The sequence below is a fragment of the Microvirga sp. VF16 genome (genome assembly GCF_016864375.1).
Classification (GTDB): domain Bacteria; phylum Pseudomonadota; class Alphaproteobacteria; order Rhizobiales; family Beijerinckiaceae; genus Microvirga.
Genome location: NZ_CP069355.1, coordinates 130,208 through 151,529 on the forward strand (window position 1 = coordinate 130,208; position 21,322 = coordinate 151,529).

The 21,322-nt window shown below is 61.0% G+C and carries 15 protein-coding genes and 3 pseudogenes; 6 read left to right on the top strand and 12 right to left on the bottom strand.

Going from position 1 to position 21,322, the window contains the following annotated elements:
* Positions 1-38 precede the first annotated feature (38 nt).
* Positions 39-746, bottom strand: coding sequence for a hypothetical protein (locus tag JO965_RS26115; RefSeq protein ID WP_203445033.1), 708 nt, complete (start codon positions 744-746; stop codon positions 39-41).
* 271 nt (positions 747-1,017) lie between these two features.
* Here JO965_RS26115 and JO965_RS26120 point away from each other — a divergent pair, with 271 nt between their 5' ends.
* The 3 genes from JO965_RS26120 to JO965_RS26130 all read left to right on the top strand — a co-directional run bounded on the left by JO965_RS26120 (position 1,018) and on the right by JO965_RS26130 (position 3,854).
* Positions 1,018-1,653 (top strand): helix-turn-helix domain-containing protein, encoded by a 636-nt coding sequence (locus JO965_RS26120; protein WP_246777006.1) that lies wholly within the window; start codon positions 1,018-1,020, stop codon positions 1,651-1,653.
* A complete protein-coding gene (locus JO965_RS26125) occupies positions 1,586-2,737 on the top strand; it encodes an IS110 family transposase (protein WP_203445034.1) in 1,152 nt (383 codons plus the stop codon). Before JO965_RS26120 ends, JO965_RS26125 begins: the two co-directional genes overlap by 68 nt.
* Before the next feature lie 610 nt (positions 2,738-3,347).
* Positions 3,348-3,854, top strand: coding sequence for a transposase (locus tag JO965_RS26130; protein WP_246777076.1), 507 nt, complete (start codon positions 3,348-3,350; stop codon positions 3,852-3,854).
* 233 nt (positions 3,855-4,087) lie between these two features.
* Here JO965_RS26130 and JO965_RS26135 read toward each other — a convergent pair whose 3' ends face one another.
* The 9 genes and pseudogenes from JO965_RS26135 to JO965_RS26170 all read right to left on the bottom strand — a co-directional run bounded on the left by JO965_RS26135 (position 4,088) and on the right by JO965_RS26170 (position 14,598).
* Positions 4,088-4,969, bottom strand: a complete 882-nt coding sequence (locus tag JO965_RS26135) for a 3-hydroxybutyryl-CoA dehydrogenase (RefSeq protein ID WP_203445035.1) — start codon at positions 4,967-4,969, stop codon at positions 4,088-4,090.
* A 65-nt stretch (positions 4,970-5,034) separates the two neighbouring features.
* A complete protein-coding gene (gene ppdK, locus JO965_RS26140; RefSeq protein WP_246777077.1) occupies positions 5,035-7,659 on the bottom strand; it encodes a pyruvate, phosphate dikinase in 2,625 nt (874 codons plus the stop codon).
* Between the two features lie 88 nt (positions 7,660-7,747).
* Positions 7,748-9,040 carry a citrate synthase gene (gene gltA, locus JO965_RS26145; protein WP_203445036.1) on the bottom strand — a complete coding sequence of 431 codons (1,293 nt, stop codon included), beginning with the start codon at positions 9,038-9,040 and terminating at the stop codon, positions 7,748-7,750.
* Positions 9,041-9,050: 10 nt separating this feature from the next.
* Positions 9,051-9,731 (bottom strand): 3-oxoacid CoA-transferase subunit B, encoded by a 681-nt coding sequence (locus JO965_RS26150; protein ID WP_203445037.1) that lies wholly within the window; start codon positions 9,729-9,731, stop codon positions 9,051-9,053.
* Positions 9,731-10,468 carry a CoA transferase subunit A gene (locus JO965_RS26155; protein WP_203445038.1) on the bottom strand — a complete coding sequence of 246 codons (738 nt, stop codon included), beginning with the start codon at positions 10,466-10,468 and terminating at the stop codon, positions 9,731-9,733. Before JO965_RS26155 ends, JO965_RS26150 begins: the two co-directional genes overlap by 1 nt.
* Before the next feature lie 20 nt (positions 10,469-10,488).
* Positions 10,489-10,655 (bottom strand): annotated as a pseudogene (locus JO965_RS48105) (4Fe-4S dicluster domain-containing protein); the annotation flags it as partial.
* Positions 10,656-10,846: 191 nt separating this feature from the next.
* Positions 10,847-11,851 (bottom strand): N(2)-acetyl-L-2,4-diaminobutanoate deacetylase DoeB, encoded by a 1,005-nt coding sequence (gene doeB / locus JO965_RS26160; RefSeq protein WP_203445039.1) that lies wholly within the window; start codon positions 11,849-11,851, stop codon positions 10,847-10,849.
* A 324-nt stretch (positions 11,852-12,175) separates the two neighbouring features.
* A complete protein-coding gene (locus tag JO965_RS26165; RefSeq protein ID WP_203445040.1) occupies positions 12,176-13,255 on the bottom strand; it encodes a phosphotransferase enzyme family protein in 1,080 nt (359 codons plus the stop codon).
* A gap of 14 nt (positions 13,256-13,269) precedes the next feature.
* On the bottom strand, positions 13,270-14,598 hold the full coding sequence (locus tag JO965_RS26170; protein ID WP_203445041.1) for an aspartate aminotransferase family protein: 1,329 nt from the start codon (positions 14,596-14,598) through the stop codon (positions 13,270-13,272).
* Between the two features lie 980 nt (positions 14,599-15,578).
* Between JO965_RS26170 and JO965_RS26175 the strand changes: the two are divergent.
* The 3 genes and pseudogenes from JO965_RS26175 to JO965_RS26185 form a co-directional block, all read left to right on the top strand.
* A pseudogene (locus JO965_RS26175) lies at positions 15,579-16,445 on the top strand (IS5 family transposase); the annotation flags it as partial.
* 71 nt (positions 16,446-16,516) lie between these two features.
* On the top strand, positions 16,517-17,557 hold the full coding sequence (locus JO965_RS26180; protein ID WP_203445482.1) for an IS110 family transposase: 1,041 nt from the start codon (positions 16,517-16,519) through the stop codon (positions 17,555-17,557).
* 266 nt (positions 17,558-17,823) lie between these two features.
* Positions 17,824-18,006, top strand: a pseudogene (locus JO965_RS26185) (IS5/IS1182 family transposase); the annotation flags it as partial.
* A 340-nt stretch (positions 18,007-18,346) separates the two neighbouring features.
* Here JO965_RS26185 and JO965_RS26190 read toward each other — a convergent pair.
* Positions 18,347-20,125, bottom strand: a complete 1,779-nt coding sequence (locus JO965_RS26190; protein ID WP_203445042.1) for an ABC transporter permease subunit — start codon at positions 20,123-20,125, stop codon at positions 18,347-18,349.
* Positions 20,126-20,137: 12 nt separating this feature from the next.
* Positions 20,138-21,136, bottom strand: a complete 999-nt coding sequence (locus JO965_RS26195; RefSeq protein WP_246777078.1) for an ABC transporter ATP-binding protein — start codon at positions 21,134-21,136, stop codon at positions 20,138-20,140.
* Positions 21,137-21,322 lie beyond the last annotated feature (186 nt).

The following is a 21,322-nucleotide window of genomic DNA, read 5'->3' on the forward strand; positions in this document are numbered from 1 at the left end:
GCTAGGCTCGACTCCAAAGTTTGATGCGCTCACCTTCATCATGCGACGGAGGCCAAGGTCATTCGGCACAGGGTCGTAATGTCGTAAGCAGGCAGCCCTGTCACTCGCCGAACCGCTGGCGCTGTCAGCGGCATTGCTGTGCACTCGAGTAGAAACGCGCCGATATCTGGATGTGCTTTGTGCAAGGCCTGAACGCTGGCGACGACATCCTTTTCGGTGTCCGCAGGGTCCGTTGGCGGCGGCGGGCGCATATTCTCGTTTCTCACTAAAACGCTATCTTCGATCCCTCCAACCACTACCCTGGACCGTGCACTCGGGTCCGTAATCCCGAGCATGTCATCGGTCAGGTGCTTTGGCTGCGCGACGAGAACGGCGAGTTTAGAGCGGGGAGGCAATTGGTTGAGCAGTGTCGGCAGCAGCAGCAGGCTTGACGTCACCACAGGCACATTCACGGCCGCAGCGACTGCAGCTTGGTGTCGGATGAAGTAGCCACAGTTGGCAGTTATCACCGCTGCGCCGCGTTCGACCAGGCGCTTGGCTGCGGCGATGCAAGCCGGCTCGAGCTCCGGCGCGCCGGGGACAACGAGGTCCGCCCATGCGCCCTCAACGGCTTCGGCGATTACAGGAACACCGTAAGTCGTTGAACTCATTAAGCAGCCATGTGGTGGTGCCGCCGGCATGGCGTCGGGCGCCTCACCGCGCTCAAGATTGAGAATTCCTAGAGAGCGTTGGGGTTGCGGTGCCATTCAGGACTCCTTGGGCGTGGGTATGTTGCAACTTTCGAAACCTTATCGCGACGTCACGGCGAGATCCGCCGAAGTGGTTCCCGCAGGTCGACCGGCCAGCTTTCAGGTTACCTGCGTCGCTCTAAGTAAGTGAAAGCCAGTAGACAGCGAGCAGCCTTAGGGTGTCCAATTCAGTTTGCAGATTGGTGTCATCTTGCGCTGCGATGACACCATGCTAAGTAGGTCGCCATAAGACTTGCAACGCGGGCGCTGCGGGTGTTCCCTGGGGAGCATGCAACACCATGATCACTCTCCCGAGGCGTGGCTTGACGAGGCGGATCGCAAGCGGCTTGCCGCAGCGCTTGCTGGCGCCCGGGAGGCCCGTGTGTATCGCCGCCTCGAAGCGCTGCTGCTGGTGGCCGAGGGGCATTCTGTGGCCGAGGCGGCCCGCCGCTGCCGCGTCAACCGCTCCAGCGTGCATCGCTGGCTCGTCCAGTATCGGGCCGAGCATGAGGCCACGGCCCTGATCGACCGGCCGCGCAGCGGGCGTCCCCGCCGTCAGCCGAGGCTCACGCCGCAGCGGCTGGCGGCGGCCCTGGCGCGCGACCCGCGCCGCTGCGGCTACCAGGCCACAAGCTGGACGGTGCCACTGCTGGCGCACGACCTGGCCACAAAAGGCCTCGCCGTCAGCCCGCGGACCCTGCGGCGGCGGCTGCACGAGGCCGGCTATCGCTGGAAGCGGCCGCGCTATGTCTATGTCGCGCGCGCGGCTCACCTGCCGCAGAAAAAGATCTCATGGGCCAGCGACCGCCGAACTGGTGAAGTAAGGCGGTCACCTCACCTCACCCTGGAGGCCGCTCATGTTCTCCTCTCCCTCAGCCGACGCTTCAGTCTCGGACAGCACCCACACGATCTTTCTGGCGCTTGAACTCAGCCGCCGCTCCTGGCTGGTGGCGCTGCACGCCCCCGATGCCGCGAAGATCGAGCTGCATCGGCTTCCCGCCGGTGATGGACAGGCGGTGCTCGACCTGCTTGCCCGCATCCGGACCCGCGTGGAACGACGCACCGGCGTGAGCCCACATGTATCGTGCTGCTACGAGGCCGGCCGCGACGGGTTCTGGCTGCACCGCCTTCTCGAGGCGCACGGCGTCAGCAGCCATGTCATGGACCCGAGTTCGCTGCAGGTCGACCGCCGGGCCCGGCGGGCCAAGACGGACCGCCTGGATGCCCAGGCTCTGCTGCGGGCGCTGATGGCCTGGTCTCGCGGCGAGCCGAAGGTCTGCTCCATGGTCCGCCCACCGTCACCGGACGAGGAGGATGCGCGTCGCCCGAGTCGCGAGCGCGCCACGCTGCTGCAGGAGCGCATTCGCCTGGTCAACCGGATCAAGGGGCTGTGTGCGACGCAAGGAATCGACGACTACGAGCCGCTGCGGCCGGATCGCCGCCTGCGCCTGGCGCAGCTGATCACGGGAGATGGCCGGCTCTTGCCGCCGCGGCTGTCGGCGGAGATCGCGCGTCAGCTCGATTGGCTTGAACTCGTGCTGCGGCACTTGGCCGAGGTCGAGACGAGGCGCGATGCCGAAGCGGCGGCGGCACGAGCCGCGTCCTCGTCCAAGCTTGGGACCTTGCTGCATCTGAGGGGGATCGGCTCTGAGATTGCAACTGTCCTCGACAAGGAGGTGTTCTACCGATGCTTTGCCAGCCGGCGCCACGTGGCTGCCTATGCCGGGCTGACGCCCAGCCCGTTTGCGAGCGGCCGCCGCTCGCGCGAGCAAGGCATCACCAAGGCGGGCAACGCCCGCGCCCGCAAGGCGCTGATCGAACTCGCCTGGCTGTGGTTGCGCAACCAGCCTGACAGTGCACTGGCGGCTTGGTTCCGCAGCCGTGTGGGGTCGGCCACTGGGCGGGTCAGACGCATTGCAATTGTGGCGCTCGCCCGCAAGCTGCTGATCCTGTTGTGGCGCTATGTCGAAACAGGCGCCCTGCCAGCCGATGTGGCCGTGAAGCCCTGAACCCGCTTGCGCGCTGGCGCGGGAGTGTCAGCGCGTGATGTCTGAGGGGAGTGCGACCGCGTTGTCCCCCCTGGCTGGAACAATGCCGCGAAAAAGAATGGTCGCGCTCACCCCGGAGCCCGTTCCCGACGCATGCGGGATTATGGTCAGGGCTTGGGCCCAACCGGATATAAGGTGATGCGGACGAGCGGTTCGCATGAGCGCCATCGGGCTCAGCCTCGGACGTCACCGCAAACTGTCGAATCCCGACCGTGATTTGACGGACAGTGTCGGAGCGAGTTGCCCTCGGGCAGTCTCCATGATGGCTTGGACCTTCGGCCGGCCCTCAAGCCCTGCGCCTGCGGCGCACCGCGAAGCGGCTGCGGGACTTGACCGCCCGCCTCGCCCAAGCTGAGAGCCGCCATGCCAGAATGGCAGGCTTTGAACTCGGCTTCCTTTGGTTCGACCCTCTCGGCCAGGTCAAATTCTGACTTCGATCCGGCACACCGCCTGCCAGCGCTTGACGTATTGGCCCATATAAGGGGGGATTACCCGACGCCTGAAGGCGGGCTGGCACAGGGGCGATCGGCTGCTGTGCCTCGACTGGACGCTGCTGCGGCTGTTTCCACCGCTGCGCGCGACCTGGGCGCTCAAGGGCACCCAGGCCCTCGTGCCGATCACCGGGCGCAACGCCAAGCGGGTGCTGTTTGGGGCGATTGACCTGCGCAGCGCGCGCCGGGTGGTGCTGATCCGCCATCGCGCCGGTCAGGCCGACGCTCAGGCATTCCTGCGCGCATTGCGCCGCCGCTACCGCCGCGCCGGCTGGCTCTGGCTGCTCACCGACCGGGCGAGCGCCCACACCGCCCCACAGACCCTGGCGCTGGCCACCCGGCTGCGCATCCGCTTCGTGTGGTTGCCCCGGCAGGCGCCCGAACTGAGCCCGATGGATCACCTCTGGCGCGAGCTCAAGAGGCTGGTCGCGGCCAACCGGCAGGCCGCGTCCATCGAGGTTCTGGCCGCCGATGCTGCTGATTGGGTTCTGAGGCTGACGCCGCAGCAGGCGCGTCGCAAGGCCGGCATGGCATCCAAACGCTTCTGGCTCAGGAAGCTGTTGCAGAACTTTTGGCGACCTACTTAGCCGGTAACCGGCGCTGTGAGAGCGGCGTCAGGCGCGATGTTGCAAGGTCCGTCGCTATAGTCCCGTCAGGCGAAGGGATCAATCCGGTATGGTTCTTCAGCAAGTTCTCGCCCCATGGCCTGGTGTTGGACGGTATCTGAAACAGGTCGACTTCTAGAGCAATCCGCAGTTCGCGTCCTGTGAGGCCTTAGTCAGCTCCTTCCAGGATTAAGAAAGGAACTACAGCTCATTTGCTATCTTGTTGGTTTAGGGTGCTCCGCGCGGTAATCGTAGAAGCCACGCTTTGTCCTTTGGCCAAGCCATCCGGCCTCTACATACTTCACGAGAAGTGGGCAGGGGCGGTACTTAGAGTCCGCCAAACCCTCATAAAGGCCTTGCATGATCGAGAGGCAGGTATCGAGGCCGATGAAATCGGCAAGTTGGAGTGGTCCCATTGGGTGATTGGCGCCGAACCGCATAGCCGTGTCGATGGCGTCCACTGATCCCACCCCCTCATAAAGTGTATAGATGGCCTCGTTGATCATAGACAGCATGATGCGATGGACGATGAAAGCCGGGAAGTCCTCTGCAGGGGTTGCTGTCTTGCCAAGTCTCCTGATGAACTCTTTCGCCGCCTCGTAGGTAAAGTCCTCGGTGACAATGCCCCGGATCAGTTCCACAAGCTGTATCTCATGCACAGGGTTCATGAAGTGGATGCCGATGAAGCGCTCTGGCCTATCAGTGGATGCGGCAAGCCGCGTGATGGAGATTGAAGAAGTATTGGTCGCTATCAACGCATCTGAACGCAACAAGGGACAGAGCCCAGCGAGAATCGTACGCTTCACCTCCACGTCCTCGCTGGCGGCTTCGATCACGAGGTCGCAGGCGGAAAAGTCCTTATAGGTTGTGGCTGGCCTGATCCGCTTGAGCGCAGCTTGACAATCGGCGTCTGTAATGGCGCCTCTACTAACTTGGCGCGACATGTTCTCGCTGATCGAGGCAAGCCCGGCGTTGATCCGCTCACCGGATAGATCGTTGATCCGGACTTGGATTCCCGCTAAGGAGCAGACATGGGCGATGCCACTACCCATCTGCCCCGCGCCAATGATGCCGACCGTTCTGATTGCAATGCTCATCCTGACATCCCAACTATTCTGCTCCTCCAAGGAGGGCCGAATAAGGTCCAAGCGACGCACTGAGTTTAAAGCGCCCTTCTTTGGCTCAGTTTAAGACCGGCCTGCGCCGCCGCGAGGCGTGCGATCGGCACGCGATAGGGCGAGCACGACACGTAATCGAGCCCGACCGACTGACAGAAATGGATCGATGCCGGATCGCCGCCATGCTCGCCGCAGATTCCGAGCTTGATGTTCGGCCTCGTCGTCTTACCGCGCTCCGCCGCAAGCTTGACCAGCTCGCCCACCCCCTCCTGGTCGATGGTGACGAACGGATCCGCCAGCAGCAGCCCTTTTTGCGTGTACGGGCCGAGGAAGGATGCCGCATCGTCGCGCGAGATGCCGAGCGTCGTCTGCGTCAGATCGTTGGTGCCAAACGAGAAGAACTCCGCCGATTCCGCGATCTCAGCCGCACGCAGGGCCGCACGCGGCAGCTCGATCATGGTGCCGACCTGATACTCGACGGCGACGCCGCTTTCCTTGGCGACCGCTTCCGCCATGGCGACGATGCGCTCCTTCACCAGATCGAGCTCCGGCTTCGTCATCACGAGCGGCACCATGATCTCAGGGACCACGGGCTGGCCGGTGGTCTTGCCGGCCTCGACTGCTGCCTCGAAAATGGCACGCGCCTGCATCTCGGCGATCTCAGGATAGGCCACGGCCAGACGGCAGCCGCGGAAGCCGAGCATCGGATTGAACTCGTGCAGCTCGCGGGCGCGGTGCCTGAGCTTGTCGACGGAGGCGTTCATGGCCCTTGCCACCTCCTCCATCTCCTCTTCCGAATGCGGCAGGAACTCGTGCAGCGGCGGATCGAGCAGACGGATCGTGACGGGCAGACCGCTCATGATCGAAAACAGCTCGACGAAGTCCTGGCGCTGCATCGGCAACAGCTTGGCAAGCGCCGCCCGGCGGCCAGCCTCGTCGTCGGAGAGGATCATCTCGCGCACAGCGACGATGCGGTCGCCCTCGAAGAACATGTGCTCCGTGCGGCAGAGCCCGATGCCCTCCGCGCCGAAGTTGCGCGCGGTCTTGGCGTCGAGCGGTGTCTCCGCATTGGCGCGCACCTTCATGTGGCGCACCTTGTCGGCCCAGCCCATGAGGGTGGCGAACTCGCCCGACAGCTCCGGCTGCAGCATCTCCACTTGGCCCAGCAGCACCTGGCCGTTGGAACCGTCAATGGTCAGCACATCACCCTTCTTCAGCGTCTGCCCCGCCACCGTCAGCGTCTGCTTGGCATAATCGACGCGGATCGATCCGGCGCCCGAGACGCAGGGTTTGCCCATGCCGCGGGCCACCACGGCGGCGTGCGAGGTCATGCCACCGCGGGTGGTCAGAATGCCTTCCGCCGCGTGCATGCCGTGGATGTCCTCAGGCGAGGTCTCGACGCGCACCAGAATGACCTTGTGACCGGCCTTCCTGGCCGCTTCCGCATCGTCCGAGTTGAACACGATCTCGCCGGAAGCAGCACCCGGCGAGGCCGGCAGGCCGCTGGCGAGGATCTTGCGCTCGGCCTTGGGATCGATGGTGGGATGCAGCAATTGGTCGAGGGCCGCCGGCTCGACGCGGGTGATCGCCTCCTCCTGCGTGATCAGGCCCTCGGAGGCGAGTTCCACGGCGATGCGCAAGGCGGCTTTCGCCGTGCGCTTGCCGTTGCGGGTCTGGAGCATCCAGAGCTTGCCCGTCTCGACCGTGAATTCCATGTCCTGCATGTCACGGTAATGTTTCTCGAGGATGCCGTAGATGCGCACGAGCTCGTTGTAAGCCTCGGGCATCGCGCCTTCCATCGAAGGCTTGTCGGAACCGGACGCAATGCGGGCCTTCTCGGTGATGTCCTGCGGCGTGCGGATGCCCGCCACCACGTCCTCACCCTGAGCATTGATCAGGAACTCGCCGTAGAGCTCCTTCTCGCCGGTCGAGGGATTGCGGGTGAAGGCGACGCCGGTGGCGGAGGTCTCGCCCATGTTGCCGAACACCATCGCCTGCACGTTCACCGCCGTGCCCCAGCTCGCCGGGATGGCGTGCAGCTCACGGTACTTGATGGCGCGGTTGTTCATCCAGGAGCCGAACACGGCGCCGATGGCGCCCCAGAGCTGCTCCTGCGGCTCCTGCGGGAAGGGTTTTCCGAGCTCCTTCTCGACCAGCGCCTTGTAGCGCGGGAGAATGGCTTTCCAGTCCGCGGCGCTCATGTCGGTGTCGAGCGAGTAGCCCTTGCGGTCCTTGTACTCGTCGAGGATCTCCTCGAAGTGGTGATGCTCGATGTCGAGCACCACGTTGGAATACATGGTGATGAAGCGGCGATACGAGTCATAGGCGAAGCGCTCGTCGCCGGCGCCCTTGGCCAGCGCCTCGACGGTGACGTCGTTGAGGCCGAGATTGAGCACCGTGTCCATCATGCCGGGCATGGAGACCCGGGCACCGGAGCGGACGGAAACGAGGAGCGGATTGGCGGCATCGCCGAAGGTGCGGCCGGTGAGCTTGCCGACATAGGTGAGCGCCTGCTCGACCTGGGCCTTCAGCTCCGGCGGATAGGCGCGACCGTGGTCGTAGTAATAGGTGCAGACTTCCGTGGTGATGGTGAAGCCCGGAGGCACCGGCAGGCCTAAGTTGGACATCTCGGCCAGATTGGCCCCCTTGCCGCCGAGCAGGTTCTTCATTCCCGCCTGGCCCTCAGCCTTGCCGTCCCCGAAGGTATAGACCCACTGGGTTGTTATGCGGCTATCCTGCCAAGAAAAGAGATTTTGATTATCCACGAAGGGTCTCCAGAATGTACGGGCGCTGAGATGATCCGGTGTAGAGCTGGCGCGGGCGGCCGATGCGCTGGGACGGATCCTCGATCATCTCGCTCCACTGGGCGATCCAGCCGACCGTGCGGGCCAGTGCGAACAGCACCGTGAACATGGAGGTCGGGAAGCCCATCGCCTTCAGCGTGATGCCCGAATAGAAGTCGATGTTCGGGTAGAGCTTCTTCTCGACGAAGTACTCGTCCTTGAGCGCGATCTGCTCGAGCTCCACGGCCACATCGAGGAGCGGATCGTCCTTGATGCCGAGTTCGTTCAGCACCTCATGGGTGGTCTTCTGCATGATGCGGGCGCGCGGGTCGTAGTTCTTGTAGACCCGGTGGCCGAAGCCCATGAGACGGAACGGGTCGTTCTTGTCCTTCGCCTTGGCGATGTATTCCGGAATGCGATCCGGCGTGCCGATTTCCTCCAGCATCTTCAGCGCCGCTTCGTTGGCGCCGCCGTGAGCCGGTCCCCACAGGCAGGCGATGCCGGCCGCAATGCAGGCAAACGGGTTGGCACCCGAGGAGCCAGCCAGACGCACGGTCGAGGTCGAGGCGTTCTGCTCGTGATCGGCGTGCAGAATGAAGATCCGGTCGAGCGCGCGCGAGAGCACCGGGTTGACCTTGTACTCTTCCGCCGGAACCGCGAAGCACATGCGCAGGAAGTTGGACGAGTAGTCCAGATCGTTCTGCGGATACACGAAGGGCTGGCCGATGGAGTACTTGTAGGCCATGGCGGCGAGCGTCGGCATCTTGGCGATCATGCGCATGGACGCGATCATGCGCTGGTGCGGATCCGAGATGTCGGTGGAGTCGTGGTAGAAGGCCGAAAGGGCGCCGACGCAGGCGACCATGATCGCCATCGGGTGCGCGTCGCGGCGGAAGCCGGTGAAGAACCGGTTCATCTGGTCGTGCACCATGGTGTGGCGCGTGACGCGGTAGTCGAAATCGGCCTTCTGGGCCGCGGTCGGCAGCTCGCCGTAGAGCAGCAGGTAGCAAGTCTCGAGGAAGTCGCCGTGCTCGGCGAGCTGGTCGATCGGGTAGCCGCGATAGAGCAGGATGCCCTGGTCGCCGTCGATATAGGTGATCTTCGACTCGGTCGCCGCCGTCGAGGTGAAGCCGGGATCGTAGGTGAACATCCCGGTCTGGCCGTAGAGTTTCGAGATGTCGATGACGCTCGGGCCGATGGTGCCTTCTTTGACCGGCAGTTCCACGGACTTGTTGTCGACGGTGAGTGTGCTGATGGTGCCCTGCATCGGTCTGTCCTCAGGCCGCGTTCGACTGCCCGCCATTCAGGGCGACCTTGAACTCGGCCTGGGTCTTGGCCTTGATCTCCTCGAGGGTGACGCCGTCGGCGAGCTCGATCAGGGTCATGCCGGAGCCGCCCTTCTTGTCGATGGCAAAGACGCCGAGATCGGTGATGACGAGATCGACCACCCCGGTGCCGGTCAGCGGCAGGTTGCACGCCTTCAGGAGCTTCGCATCCTCCGAGCCGTCCTTGGCCTTGGCCACGTGCTCCATGACCACGACGACGCGCTTGACGCCCGCCACCAGGTCCATGGCGCCGCCCATGCCCTTCACCATCTTGCCGGGGATCATCCAGTTGGCGAGATCGCCGTTCTCGGCCACCTGCATGGCGCCCAGGATCGACAGGTCGATATGGCCGCCGCGAATCATGCCGAAGGAGTCGGCGCTCGAGAAATAACTGGTGGTCGGCAGCTCGGTGATCGTCTGCTTGCCGGCATTGATCAGGTCCGCATCCTCCTCGCCCTCATAGGGGAATGGGCCCATGCCGAGCATGCCGTTCTCCGACTGCAGCTGCACGCGCATGCCCTTCGGGATGTAGTTCGACACCAGCGTCGGAATGCCGATGCCGAGATTGACGTAGAAGCCGTCGCGCAGCTCCTTGGCCGCGCGGGCGGCCATCTGGTCACGGGTCCAGGCCATCAGACTTCCTCCCCTGCTCCGGCAGGCACCGCCGCCTCGGCGCGCTTGCGGGTCGTGCGTTGCTCGATGTGTTTGACCGGGTTCGGCACATGCACCAGGCGCTTCACGAAAATGCCCGGCGTGTGGATGGAGTCCGGGTCGATCTCGCCCGCCGGCACCAGGTTCTCGACCTCGGCGACAGTCATCCGGGAGGCGGTGGCCATCATCGGATTGAAGTTGCGCGCGGTCTTGCGATAGACGAGGTTGCCCTCGGTGTCGCCCTTCCAGGCATGGACCACCGAGATGTCGGCGAAGAGACCTGTCTCCATGACGTAACTCTCGCCGTTGAACACACGGACCTCCTTGCCCTCGGCAATCAGCGTGCCGACGCCGGTCTTGGTGTAGAAGGCCGGGATGCCGGCACCGCCAGCGCGGATGCGCTCGGCCAGCGTGCCTTGCGGGTTGAATTCCAGCTCCAGCTCGCCGGAGAGATATTGCTGGGCAAACAGTTTGTTCTCGCCCACATAGGACGAAATCATCTTCCTGATCTGGCGGGTCTCGAGCAGGCGGCCGAGGCCGATGCCGTCGACGCCGGCATTGTTGGAGATGAAGGTCAAATCCTTCGCCCCCGAATCACGGATCGCCTCGATCAGCGTCTCCGGAATGCCGCACAGGCCGAAACCGCCGGCCATGATGGTCATGCCATCCTTGACCGCCCCGGCCAGCGCTGCCCGCGCATCGCTGTAAACTTTATCCATTTGTCTCAACCTTTCGGATTTCACATATTGGTGCAGTTTGGCACGCCGCCCTCGGGAGTGACCCGGGTGACGTTCTGGTTTGGGTCCTTGACGTCTCAGGCCTTGCAGCGGACGCAGTTCTGGGCGTTAATCTGGTAACGCACGCCCCCGCGCCCTCGACGCACTCATACATGCCCGCCGGGCAATAGCATCTCGGTCTTGAGCGGCCGGTCCGGGTCGGAGCGCCAGTTCCGCAGAAGCCCGTCGAGGCTGATAGGGTCGATCACCGCACCATCGTTGCGCCAAATACCGAGCCACGACTCGTACTTGCGCTGCTTTGAGCAGCAACCATTACAGGTTTGAGGTCCGGTCGCATTACCTGCAAGCTCCTCGAGGTCGCTATGGCTCGATTAGGCTGGCAATCAACATGACGAAGTCGCCAGATTTGACGAGTCCCGGGAAATGCCGCCCCATTACGATTCCTTCCCGGCGCGACCGAATTACAATCGGGCTTACCCCTGTGTGACCGAGCGGCCAAATTCGGGCAACCGTGTCGCCTTTCGCGACGCTATCTCCAAGGTCGACGCTGAATTCGATCAGGCCACTATCCTCGGCAAATGTGAAGCAGTCTTGGTCGGGCATGTCGATCCACTGCGTAACCTGCGGCTCAATAATGCCTCTTGCAATTCCAGCTGCTGTCAAGACATTTCGCAATCCCCGCTTCGTTCGCCCAACGCTAGCAGCGGTCGCGGTCCCCCCACCACCAAGCTCTGGGCTGACAAACACTTTGCCGAGTTCTTCCGCTGCAGTATCAAACAAGCCAACGGAATCGATCTCAAGCATTTTGACCGAATACGGTGCGCCGAACGCTTCAACCATTCTAAAAGCTTCAGCCTGCTGTACCTTATTTGGAACAATGTGGGCTGCAGCGAAGGGCAGAAAATCGATTGTTTTGCCGCCGGCATGGCAGTCCACGACGACATCAGCCATCGGAAGCAGCACACGCTGAAAGTAATCTGCAATCTTCTCTGTGACTGTCCCGTCGGGACGCCCTGGAAAAGACCGATTTAGATTGAGCCGATCGATCGGTGATGTTCGTGTAGCGGACTGCAGTGCGGGATAGTTCATTCCAGGCACGATGATGACCCGCCCCGATATTTCTTCCGGCCGGAGCGTATAAGCCAAGTCGAATAGCGCGATCGGCCCCTCGTACTCGTCTCCGTGATTTCCGCCCGTTAAAAGCGCCGTCGGACCAGAACCATTGCGGACAACGGTAATCGGAATTGTCACAAATCCCCATGCGGAATCATCTCTGCTATAGGGCAACCGAAGAAAGCCGTGGTGGCAACCGTCAGCTTCGAAATCCACAGTCGAAGAGATGGGAGATGGCCGTAGATCACTCATATCTTGTCTTTCCCTTTCAACGCATGTTTACCTGTAGCCCTAGCTTCTCACGGAAATTCTTGTTGGTGCTGACATTCTGGGTACGGGAGCCGCTGCGATGACTAGCACCAGCAACTGCAGCCGTAGCGCTTTGCTGATGCTCTGCCGGTGTCTGAACCTGCTCCAGCAAATAAACGACAAGCGTCTGCGAGCGCTACTCATTGCAACGTACGATCGGCGCGGTCTGCTGCCTTATGGCGTTTGTGAGCAGGAAATGCGAAAAATCGTGCGATGCGCAGTCGACGGTGTTCCCTCAAGCCGCATCGAATTTGGTCGCTTCTGCGCTCACGAGCCAGGAACACCAGCGCGACAGCGGAACCGGGCGATGACGTCATCCAGGGGTACAGCCATGGCCCGCCCCAGGTTCGCCCAGTAATAGTCGGCGCCAGCGAGCAGTTCCTCTCGCTGTTCAGGTGCGCGCTCTGCCTTCCAGTGCCTTATCAACGCGAGCATGGTCAGCCGCGCGAGAGCCGCAACGGGAAGAAGTGGAAGTTCCGACTCCTTGATCGGCCGGCTCTTCTCGTATCCGGCGACAAAGGCAAAGGCATCCTGCCAAGGGTGCTCCTGAGTGCGGCCGATCAGGTGAGCAACCGCATTTGCCGGATCAAAGATCACCGCACTGAAGACAGTATCACCAAAATCAAGGACGGCCTTCACGAGGACATCGCTGTGCGGGTCCACTACGACATTGTTGGGAGCATAGTCACCGTGGATTACTTGCATCTCAAGTGCCGGCAGCTTCGGCAGCACGACTTCTTCGAAGAGTTCGAAGGCCCGTTGGGCCAGCAGCCGGCGCTCAGGGTTCGGCGTGTACTCAACTAGTCCGGCCCAATGGGGGAAGTGCCGTATGTCGTAAACTATGTTGCGTGTGGCGGCTGGATGCTCGAATGATCGGAGCGCGACGTTGACTCGCCCGAGCGTATCGCCCAGCTTGGTCAAGTGTCCAACGTTGGCATCAATTTGCTCCCACAACACACCTTCGACATAGCAAAAGACGCTGAGTGTTCGAGAAGTGCCATCGCCCACGCCGATTGAAACGCTATCGGCCTGATCAAGGGTCGTCTTGATCCGCTGTACAGGCAATGCCGGAGCGGTATTTTCAAGGTACCGCATCGCCGCAATCTGCAACGCCGTAACTGGTTCGGGCTCGTCAGACGGTGACACCTTTACGAGGTATTTGTTCACATTGGATTTCAGCTTGAAGGTATGACCCTTTTCAACGCCCAATCGCTCAACATGCCCACTCAGACCGTAGTGCCTCTCAAGCATGTTTTTCAACAGCAAGGGGTCGATAGATTGGCTCGATGAGAGCAGGCTGCTCTCCTCTAGAAGACGTTTAATTACGGCGTCGGGTGATTTTCTCATGCAGTTGGAGCCTTCTAGAGCCGCTGCTTCGCTACGATAGCGAAGGTCTCAAGGAATCGGGACACATCGGCAGCAGTGAAAGCGACCGGAGGGCGAACTTTCAACACATTCCCCGCGGGACCGGTCCGGCTGATCAGAACGCGGCGATCACGAAGGTCCTTGATGATGCCTTCGCAAAGAATCGGGTCAGGCTTGAGCGTCTCTCTGTCCTTGACGATCTCGACACCAAGGTACAGGCCGCTGCCGCGGACTTCCGCGACATAAGGAGAATCCCGTGTCAGCGCTTCAAGCCCTGCCCGTAGGGTCGCGCCGTTCATGGCAACGCGTTCACGGACATTCTCCCGCTCGAACACGTCGAGCACTGCGGACGCCGCGGCTACAGAAACTGATCGCCCCCCTAGTGTGTTGAAGTAGCTGACCTTCTGTCCGAATTCGTCGGATACTTCCGGACGGAAGACGATGCCAGAGATGGGGTAACCGTTCCCCATTGCCTTGCCCATCGTGACGATATCGGGAATCACCGCGTGCCGACTGAACCCCCACATAGAGTCTCCGAGCTGAGCGAACCCGGATTGGACCTCGTCAGCAATGTAGAGGCCACCGGCGGCGTGAACCTCGTCGACCATTGCCTGCATGAAACCCACCGGGTGAGTAAAAATGCCATCGGAGGTGAACGCAGCGTCGGCGATCAAGGCTGCTAGTCTGTACCCATGCCGTTCAAGATCAGCAATTGCTGATCGCACTTGATCCCGCATGAACTCCTCAAGAGTTTGTTCAGGTCCGCAGAGCCTTGGATCAGGAGCGGCAATAAGGCGGACGTTCGGCCCGAGCGGGGACCCTGCGCCCAGCATTGGAGAAAAACTCGACACCTCACGAGTGCGACCGTGAAACGCCCAACGAGTAGCAATGATCCCCTCGCCTCCCGTATGGAACCTCGCGACCCGACTTGCGAGATCATTTGCTTCGGATCCGGTGCAGGGGAAGCTTACCTTCGACAGCTCAGCTGGGAATGTCGCAAGTAGCTGCTCAGCGTAAGTAACCAGTGGCTCATGGGGATAGCGAGTATCAGTATTGACCGCAGCGAGTTGGCGGGTCACCGCCCCTACTACGTGCTCGTGTGAGTGACCAACACCCTGAACATTGTTGTACGCATCGAGATAGTCATTGCCGTCACGGTCAATTAGATGAGCGCCAGAACCCGAAACAAATTCCACTGGAATCGTCTCTGAAAACTGGTAGCCGGGACCGAGTACCCTGTTCCGGCGTTGAATAATGTCCTGGAGTCGTTCGGGCAGATCGCTGCTACCACTCGCGTCGATCCGCTGGGGAAGGTGCGCGCTCATCTCAGTATGACCTCGAACGAACGAAAAAATTGACAGGGGTTTTCGTCGGGCTTGTTGCTATCTGGTGAATAGGAGCAGCGCTTCGCAAAATGTTGGCAGGCTCAGCCTGGGCCCGAGGTGTTGCAACCGGTACGGCAGCTGCTGCGAAAAGGGATACTTTCATCCGGAGTGTCCTAGTAGCTGGGATCAGTGACATCTCGTCGATCGGCAATAGACAACCTGAGGCCGTAGGCGTCCAATTCAGTTTGCAGATTGGTGGCATCTTGCGCCGTGATGACGCCTTCCAAGGCGGTGACCGGAGCTATGTGAGCGTCGCACCTCTTATTCCTGTTGGTTACCAAAGCAAACGAGTTCCGGACTAACGCCGCGATGCGGACCCTCCGCTGTATCCGGGCGCGCGGGCAAGCCCCCGAACTGACACTGAAGCCGGTCCTTGGACGAGAAGACTGCTTGGCGCGTTGCCTGGGCACGAGGCTTGGTTGACATGCTCCGCGGCGCGAAACGGCGTTTTCTGCCGCCTCAGGCGGGATAGACGCGAAGCCGGCGCTACTGATTATGGAACGGACTCGTGTCACGGGTGCATCTTTGCGTATAGCTGGTTCGGCAGTATTGTCATCGAACACATGCCTTATCCTGCGAAATGACCATCATCTTCTTCGCGGAGCCCCCGTCAATCCGATACGCTGATTACTATATCTTAAACCGGTTACGGCATACCTTACGTTCATCCTGATAAGATGAATATGATGGCTTTAACAGCGCGAACTCCGCCCCATCGGAGTGCCGGAAAGCACGGCAGTCGAAGTGGTCGTCCGTGAAGAATCCCGATCTCGTTGAGACAACTGGGATATCGGGCGCATTATCGCCTTCGATTCTGCAGGATTGCGCCCCAACAGCAGTGGATTTCCTGCGTTTTCCGTTGCCGCTCCAGCCCAGGATCTGATTCACTCAGGAGCACTCCACCCGGCCGGAGTTGCGCCATGTCGACGCCGAAAGACGAGCGCCAGAAGGATCTGTTCCGCCCCGCCCTGGACAGCATCATCGACCTGAAGCATCCGCTGGTGCTGCTGGCCCAGCGCATCGACTGGGCCTTCCTTGAGCGCCGCTTGAGCAGCATCTACAAGCCAGGACCGGGCCAGCCGCCCTTGCCGGTGCGTCTGATGGCTGGCCTGATGATCCTCAAGCACATGGAGAGCTTGTCCGACGAGGCGCTGTGCGCCCGCTTCCTCGACAGCCCTTACGTGCAGTTCTTCTGCGGCGAGGTCAGCTTCCGCCATGATCTGCCCTTCGAGCGCTCATCCCTGACGCGCTGGCGCCAGCGGCTGGGCGAGGAGCATCTCACGGCTCTGCTGCAGGAAAGCCTCGCCGTGGCGCATCAGACCGGGGCTCTGGCGACGAAGGATCTCGAGCGGGTGGCGATCGACACCACGGTTCAGCCCAAGGCGGTGGCTTATCCCACCGATGCCCGCCTGATGCACCAGGCTCTGATCAAACTCGTCGATCTCGCCAGGCGGTGTGGTGTCCGGTTGCGCCAGAGCTATCGCCGGGTGGCCAAGCACGCCCTGATCCGGATCGGCCGCTATCAGCATGCGCATCAGTTCAAGCGTGCCAACCGCGAGCTCCGGTTTCTGCGCGCCCGGCTTGGCCGGGTGATCCGGGACGTGCGCCGCAAGATCAAAGGGAATGCGGCCCTGGAGGAGCCCCTGGAGGAGCGCTTCGGCCCACTGCTTGCTCTGACGGCGAGAGTCCGGCAGCAGAGCCAGCGCCAACGCGGGCCCAAGGTCTACGCGCTGCATGCGCCGGAGGTGGAGTGCATCGGCAAGGGCAAGGCCCGCACGCCCTATGAGTTAATGGCATGGACCACGCCCGCTCCCGGCAGCACCCTGCAGACACGGGCTGGGCAAGTGGAGCAGAAACCATGTCACAGACCATTGCGACCATCGGCATCGACCTGGGCAAGCACACCTTCCACCTCATCGGATTTGATCCGCGTGGCGCCATCGTTCTGCGCCAGAAGCGGTCAAGGACCCAATTGGAGCAGACCTTGGCCAACTGCCCACCCTGCCTGATCGGCATGGAGGCCTGCTCAGGAGCGCACCATCTCGGACGGCGGTTGGCGCAATGGGGGCATGACGTCCGGCTCCTGCCGGCTCAGTACGTCAAACCCTTTCTCAAGGGCCACAAAAACGATTATCGTGATGCCGAGGCGATTGCTGAAGCAGTGCAGCGCCCCACCATGCGGTTTGTGCCGCTCAAGAGCCCCGAGCAGCTCGACCTGCAGGCGCTGCACCGGGTGCGCAGCCGTCTCGTGACCCAGCAAACCGCCATCATCAACCAGATCCGCGGCTTCCTGCTTGAGCGTGGTGTCCCGGTCCGGCAGGGCGTCGCACCCTTGCGAGCGGCCCTTCCCGAGATCCTGGCGACCCGATGCGATGTTCTTTCCCCCCGAATGGTGCGGCTGATCGAGGACCTCATCGGAGACTGGCGCAGCCTCGATGATCGGATTGCCGCAATCACGACAGACATTACCCGGCTGGTCAAAGAGGACGAGCACTGTCAGCGGCTTGTCAGCGCTCCGGGTGTCGGACCGCTGATCGCCAGCGCCATGGTCGCGGCAATCGGAACCGGTGAAGCCTTTGCCAAAGGGCGCGATTTTGCGGCCTGGCTCGGCCTCGTACCCAAGCAGCTTTCCACGGGGAACCGTACCATTCTCGGGGGCATCACCAAACGCGGCAATCGTTACCTGCGGACCCTGTTCATCCAAGGGGCCGGAGCCGTGCTGCTGAAGCAGCAGAGCTGGTCGCGGCACGGGTTCGGTGAGTGGCTTGAAGCAGCCACGAAACGTCTGCATCGGAATGTGCTGGTGGTAGCTCTGGCCGCCAAGCTGGCGCGGATTGCCTGGAGCCTGCTGGTTCATCGTCGTCGCTTCGCCCCCGGCTTGGTCGCAGAGGCAGCCTAAGAAGCAGCAGCTTCTCTGAAATGAGACGTCCCCCCACGGTTTGCGAGACGGAAGAGAGATGAATGGATGAACGGCCCTGCCGGCACTTCTGAAGCCTGATTGTCACCCACGGCCGCTTGAGGCCGGTGAGTTATTGAGGACAGGAGTGCGCGGATCTCCATGATGGCTCGGAGCACCAGCTCCATAGAGAAGCCGAATAGATTGGCGCAGACCACTTCATCCAAATGTCAAATTCCGGCTTGCAACGCGGGCGTGGTCCATAGATCGGCTGCAAGGTCAGCATCGCCACGCCGGTGACGAAGCCCAAGGGTGGTCAGTTCGTGCTGCATGCCCGGGCGCTCCACGGCAACCCGTATGACGGCCACACGCTGGCGGCCGCGGTGGCCGATGTGACGGTGACGACCGGGGTTGAGGTCAAACGCACGCATGTCGACAGGGTCTTGAGCGGATGGTTCATTCGCCTGTCGCCTTGCCGTCGGTATCTTTTCTATGCATGAGGTGGCGAATACATAGGGATCAGCAACATCTCCGTGTTTCGTGGATTTCCTGGGCAAACTGACGGTCACAGTTGGCTGAGTCTGCCGCCGCAGATGGGCCATGCTGCCGGCCGTTCACCGCCGGCTGTCTGCACTCAATTCGACCTTGTGCGACGCGGCTTACAACGGAACTTGGCAGATCCGGTCTCAATCGTCGCCGTTTACTCGTAAGCGCCAGGCATCCGCTGACCGGCCTCAGCGGTCCCGAAGACCGCTTTCTCAGCAGGGGATTGAAACCGACCATGTCCCGGTCTCATCCGGCTGCGGGTACGGCAGCCACATCTTTGGATTGTGCCCTGGAGCGCCACCAAGTAGCGTAGAGTATGACCAGCCACAGCACAGGCAGAAGCGTCAGCAGCGATGCGACTGCGGCAACCGTCGGATCAATTTCATGGCGTATGTTCTGCCACATCTTCAGCGGCAAAGTGCTGACCGCGAATCCGCTAACCAACGATGTGACGACAACCTCGTCGAATGAATGGATGAATGCAAAGAGCGCGCCGCCGATGATGCCTGGTCGTATCAGCGGTAGTGTGACCCTTACGAACGCCTGCATGGGACGAGCCCGCATGCTCATTGCCGCCCGCTCCAGCCGTCGATCAAAATTCGCAAGGGTCGCCGACACGATAACGACGACATAGCCAATTGCACCGAGAGTGTGCGCCAGAACGACGCCGGTCTGGGAGCCGAGTAGTCCAAGATTGACCAACCCGAGGTATGTCGCGACGCCCACGACAATGATCGGAATGGTTATCGGTGTTAGCAGTATCATAGTGAGCAGAGTGCGTAGATCAGAACGGACACGGCTGAGGCCATAGGCTGCCAGAGTACCGACAAGCGTTGCAAGAATCGAGACCGCCACGCCAATCTGAACGCTCGTCCAGGCGGAGCCATACCATGTTGGGTCGCTAAGGAACGAGCGATACCACTGAAGTGAGAAGCCTGATGGCGGGAACTCAAGAAACGACTTGTCACTGAATGACATGATGATGACGACAAGCTCTGGAAAGAGTAGGTAGAAGTTTACAAGAACCAGAAGCACTACGCCAGCAATCTTCGACCAATGGCCTTCGGATGACGCTTTGTGAAGGTGAGCCGTCCAGCGCCGTGCCCGGTAAGAGGTTGCGAGCTTATTAAGGAGGCGTTTCAGCCTGTTGAGTAAGTCGAGCCGAATTTGCGATGACTTCAATGATTGCGGCTTGCGGCCCTGTGTGCCGGAAAGATCAAGTCCGAACATGGAAAGCAACGCGATTGCGATTGCCAGAAGAATAAAGGATGAGGCAGCGATCGACCCGAAGCTGAATGCGGCAGAAACCTGCGATGCGATGAAGGTCGACAGCATGGCGTCCCCTAGTCCGCCAAGGGCGGCAGGTGTAATGTAGAAGCCGAGGCAGATCACAAAGACCAACAGCGTACCGCTGCGTACCCCAGGCATGCTGAGGGGGAAGAATACCCGCCAGAAAGCGGTACCCGGCCGCGCGCCCATGCTGCGGGCGGCTGCCATCAGCGACTTATCGATCCCCATCATGACGCTAATTAGGGGCAGAATCATCATGGGCAGCATGATGTGCACCATGCCGACATAGACTGCCATCCGGTTGTAAATAATCGGAAGCGGGCTAGAGATCAAACCCACTTTCAGAAGTAGGTTATTGATCAGGCCGCTGTCTCCAAGAATCACAATCCAGGAATAGGTGCGTGCCAGACCACTGGTTAGATAGGGGATTACAACCAGCACAATAAGTACGATGCGGAGACGCTTCGGGGCGGCAACGATAAGGTAAGCAGTTGGATAGCCGATGATGAGGCAGATAGCCGTCGCGATAGCGCTTATCTCAACCGTCTGAAGGAGCACCCGAATATTCGCGGGCTGGTTAAGAAACGCCTGATAGTTAGTGATAGAAATGGCAGGCGCATCTAGACTTTCTAAGAACAGCTGGACAATTGGTACCCCGAAAACGACGAGCAGGATCGCAAGGGCTGGCATGATGAGGCCGAAAGGCGTTCGACCCAATTTTTGCAATGCATTCATGTAACTTGTCCTTCAAGCCTTCACGGAGCGAACGTCGGCTCTTAGCCAGTCAAGTCGCACTTCGTCACCGGGAGTGAACACCTGCTGCCCTGATGCGACGTGCTCACGCACAAAGAGCACAGTGTTGCCTACCCGCACGCGATATTTCCTCAATGGTCCGGCATAGATCATTTCTTCCACGCTTCCCGTGACGATCTGACGTCGATCGGCATTGTCTAGGGAAGCTGCCGCTGTCGAAGCAATGCGAACGCGCTCCGGCCTGACCATTGGTAATGACTCTGGTGCGCCGGCCCTTTCGTCTCCCGAGACAAATACAGGATCGTCAAGAAAGTTTGCTTCCCCCAGAAAGTTCGCAACAAAACGAGTCGCGGGACGATCGTAAAGCGCTTCCGGCGTGTCGCACTGTTCAATGCGACCTGCGCGCATTACAACGATACGATCGGATAGTGTGAGTGCCTCTTCTTGATCGTGCGTCACACAGATGGTTGTCTTGCCGAATTCCTTATGGAGGCTTTTGATCTCGCTCTGCATCTGCTCACGAAGATTGCGGTCTAGTGCGCCGAGAGGTTCGTCGAGCAGGAGAACTGGCGAATCAGCAATGAGCGCTCGAGCCAATGCTACGCGCTGCTGCTGCCCACCGCTCAGTTGTGATGGCATGCGACCGCCAAAGTCTGCAAGGTGCACGCGTTCAAGCATACTGTGGACCCGCGTTGCTCTCTCAGCAGCCTTCATACCGCGCATCTCCAGCGGAAACTCAAGATTTTGCCGCACGGTGAGGTGCGGAAATAACGCATAGCTCTGGAAAACGATGCCCTGGTCGCGGCCGTAGGAAGGCACTGCCGCCACCGACTTCCCAGCAATAAGGATGTCTCCTTCGCTGGGCGCTTCGAACCCGGCGAGCATCATCAGTGCTGTGGTCTTGCCTGATCCGCTCGGCCCGAGGATAGTCAGGAACTCGCCGCGACGAACGCTCAGCGACAGATCCCTGACTGCTGTGACTAGCCCATACATCTTGGTAACGCCGCGAAACTCGATTTGCGCGGGCGGCGGGCTTTGTTTCAATGCATCATCCTCGGCAAATGAGACGGGCGCGCCGGCAATGATCTGGGGGCAGTCGCCGTGCTTATTATCGGTCAAAGGGACAGCAGGTAAATCCTGAGGTAAATCCTGCAGTTTGGGAACGAAGGCGTGCGCCAT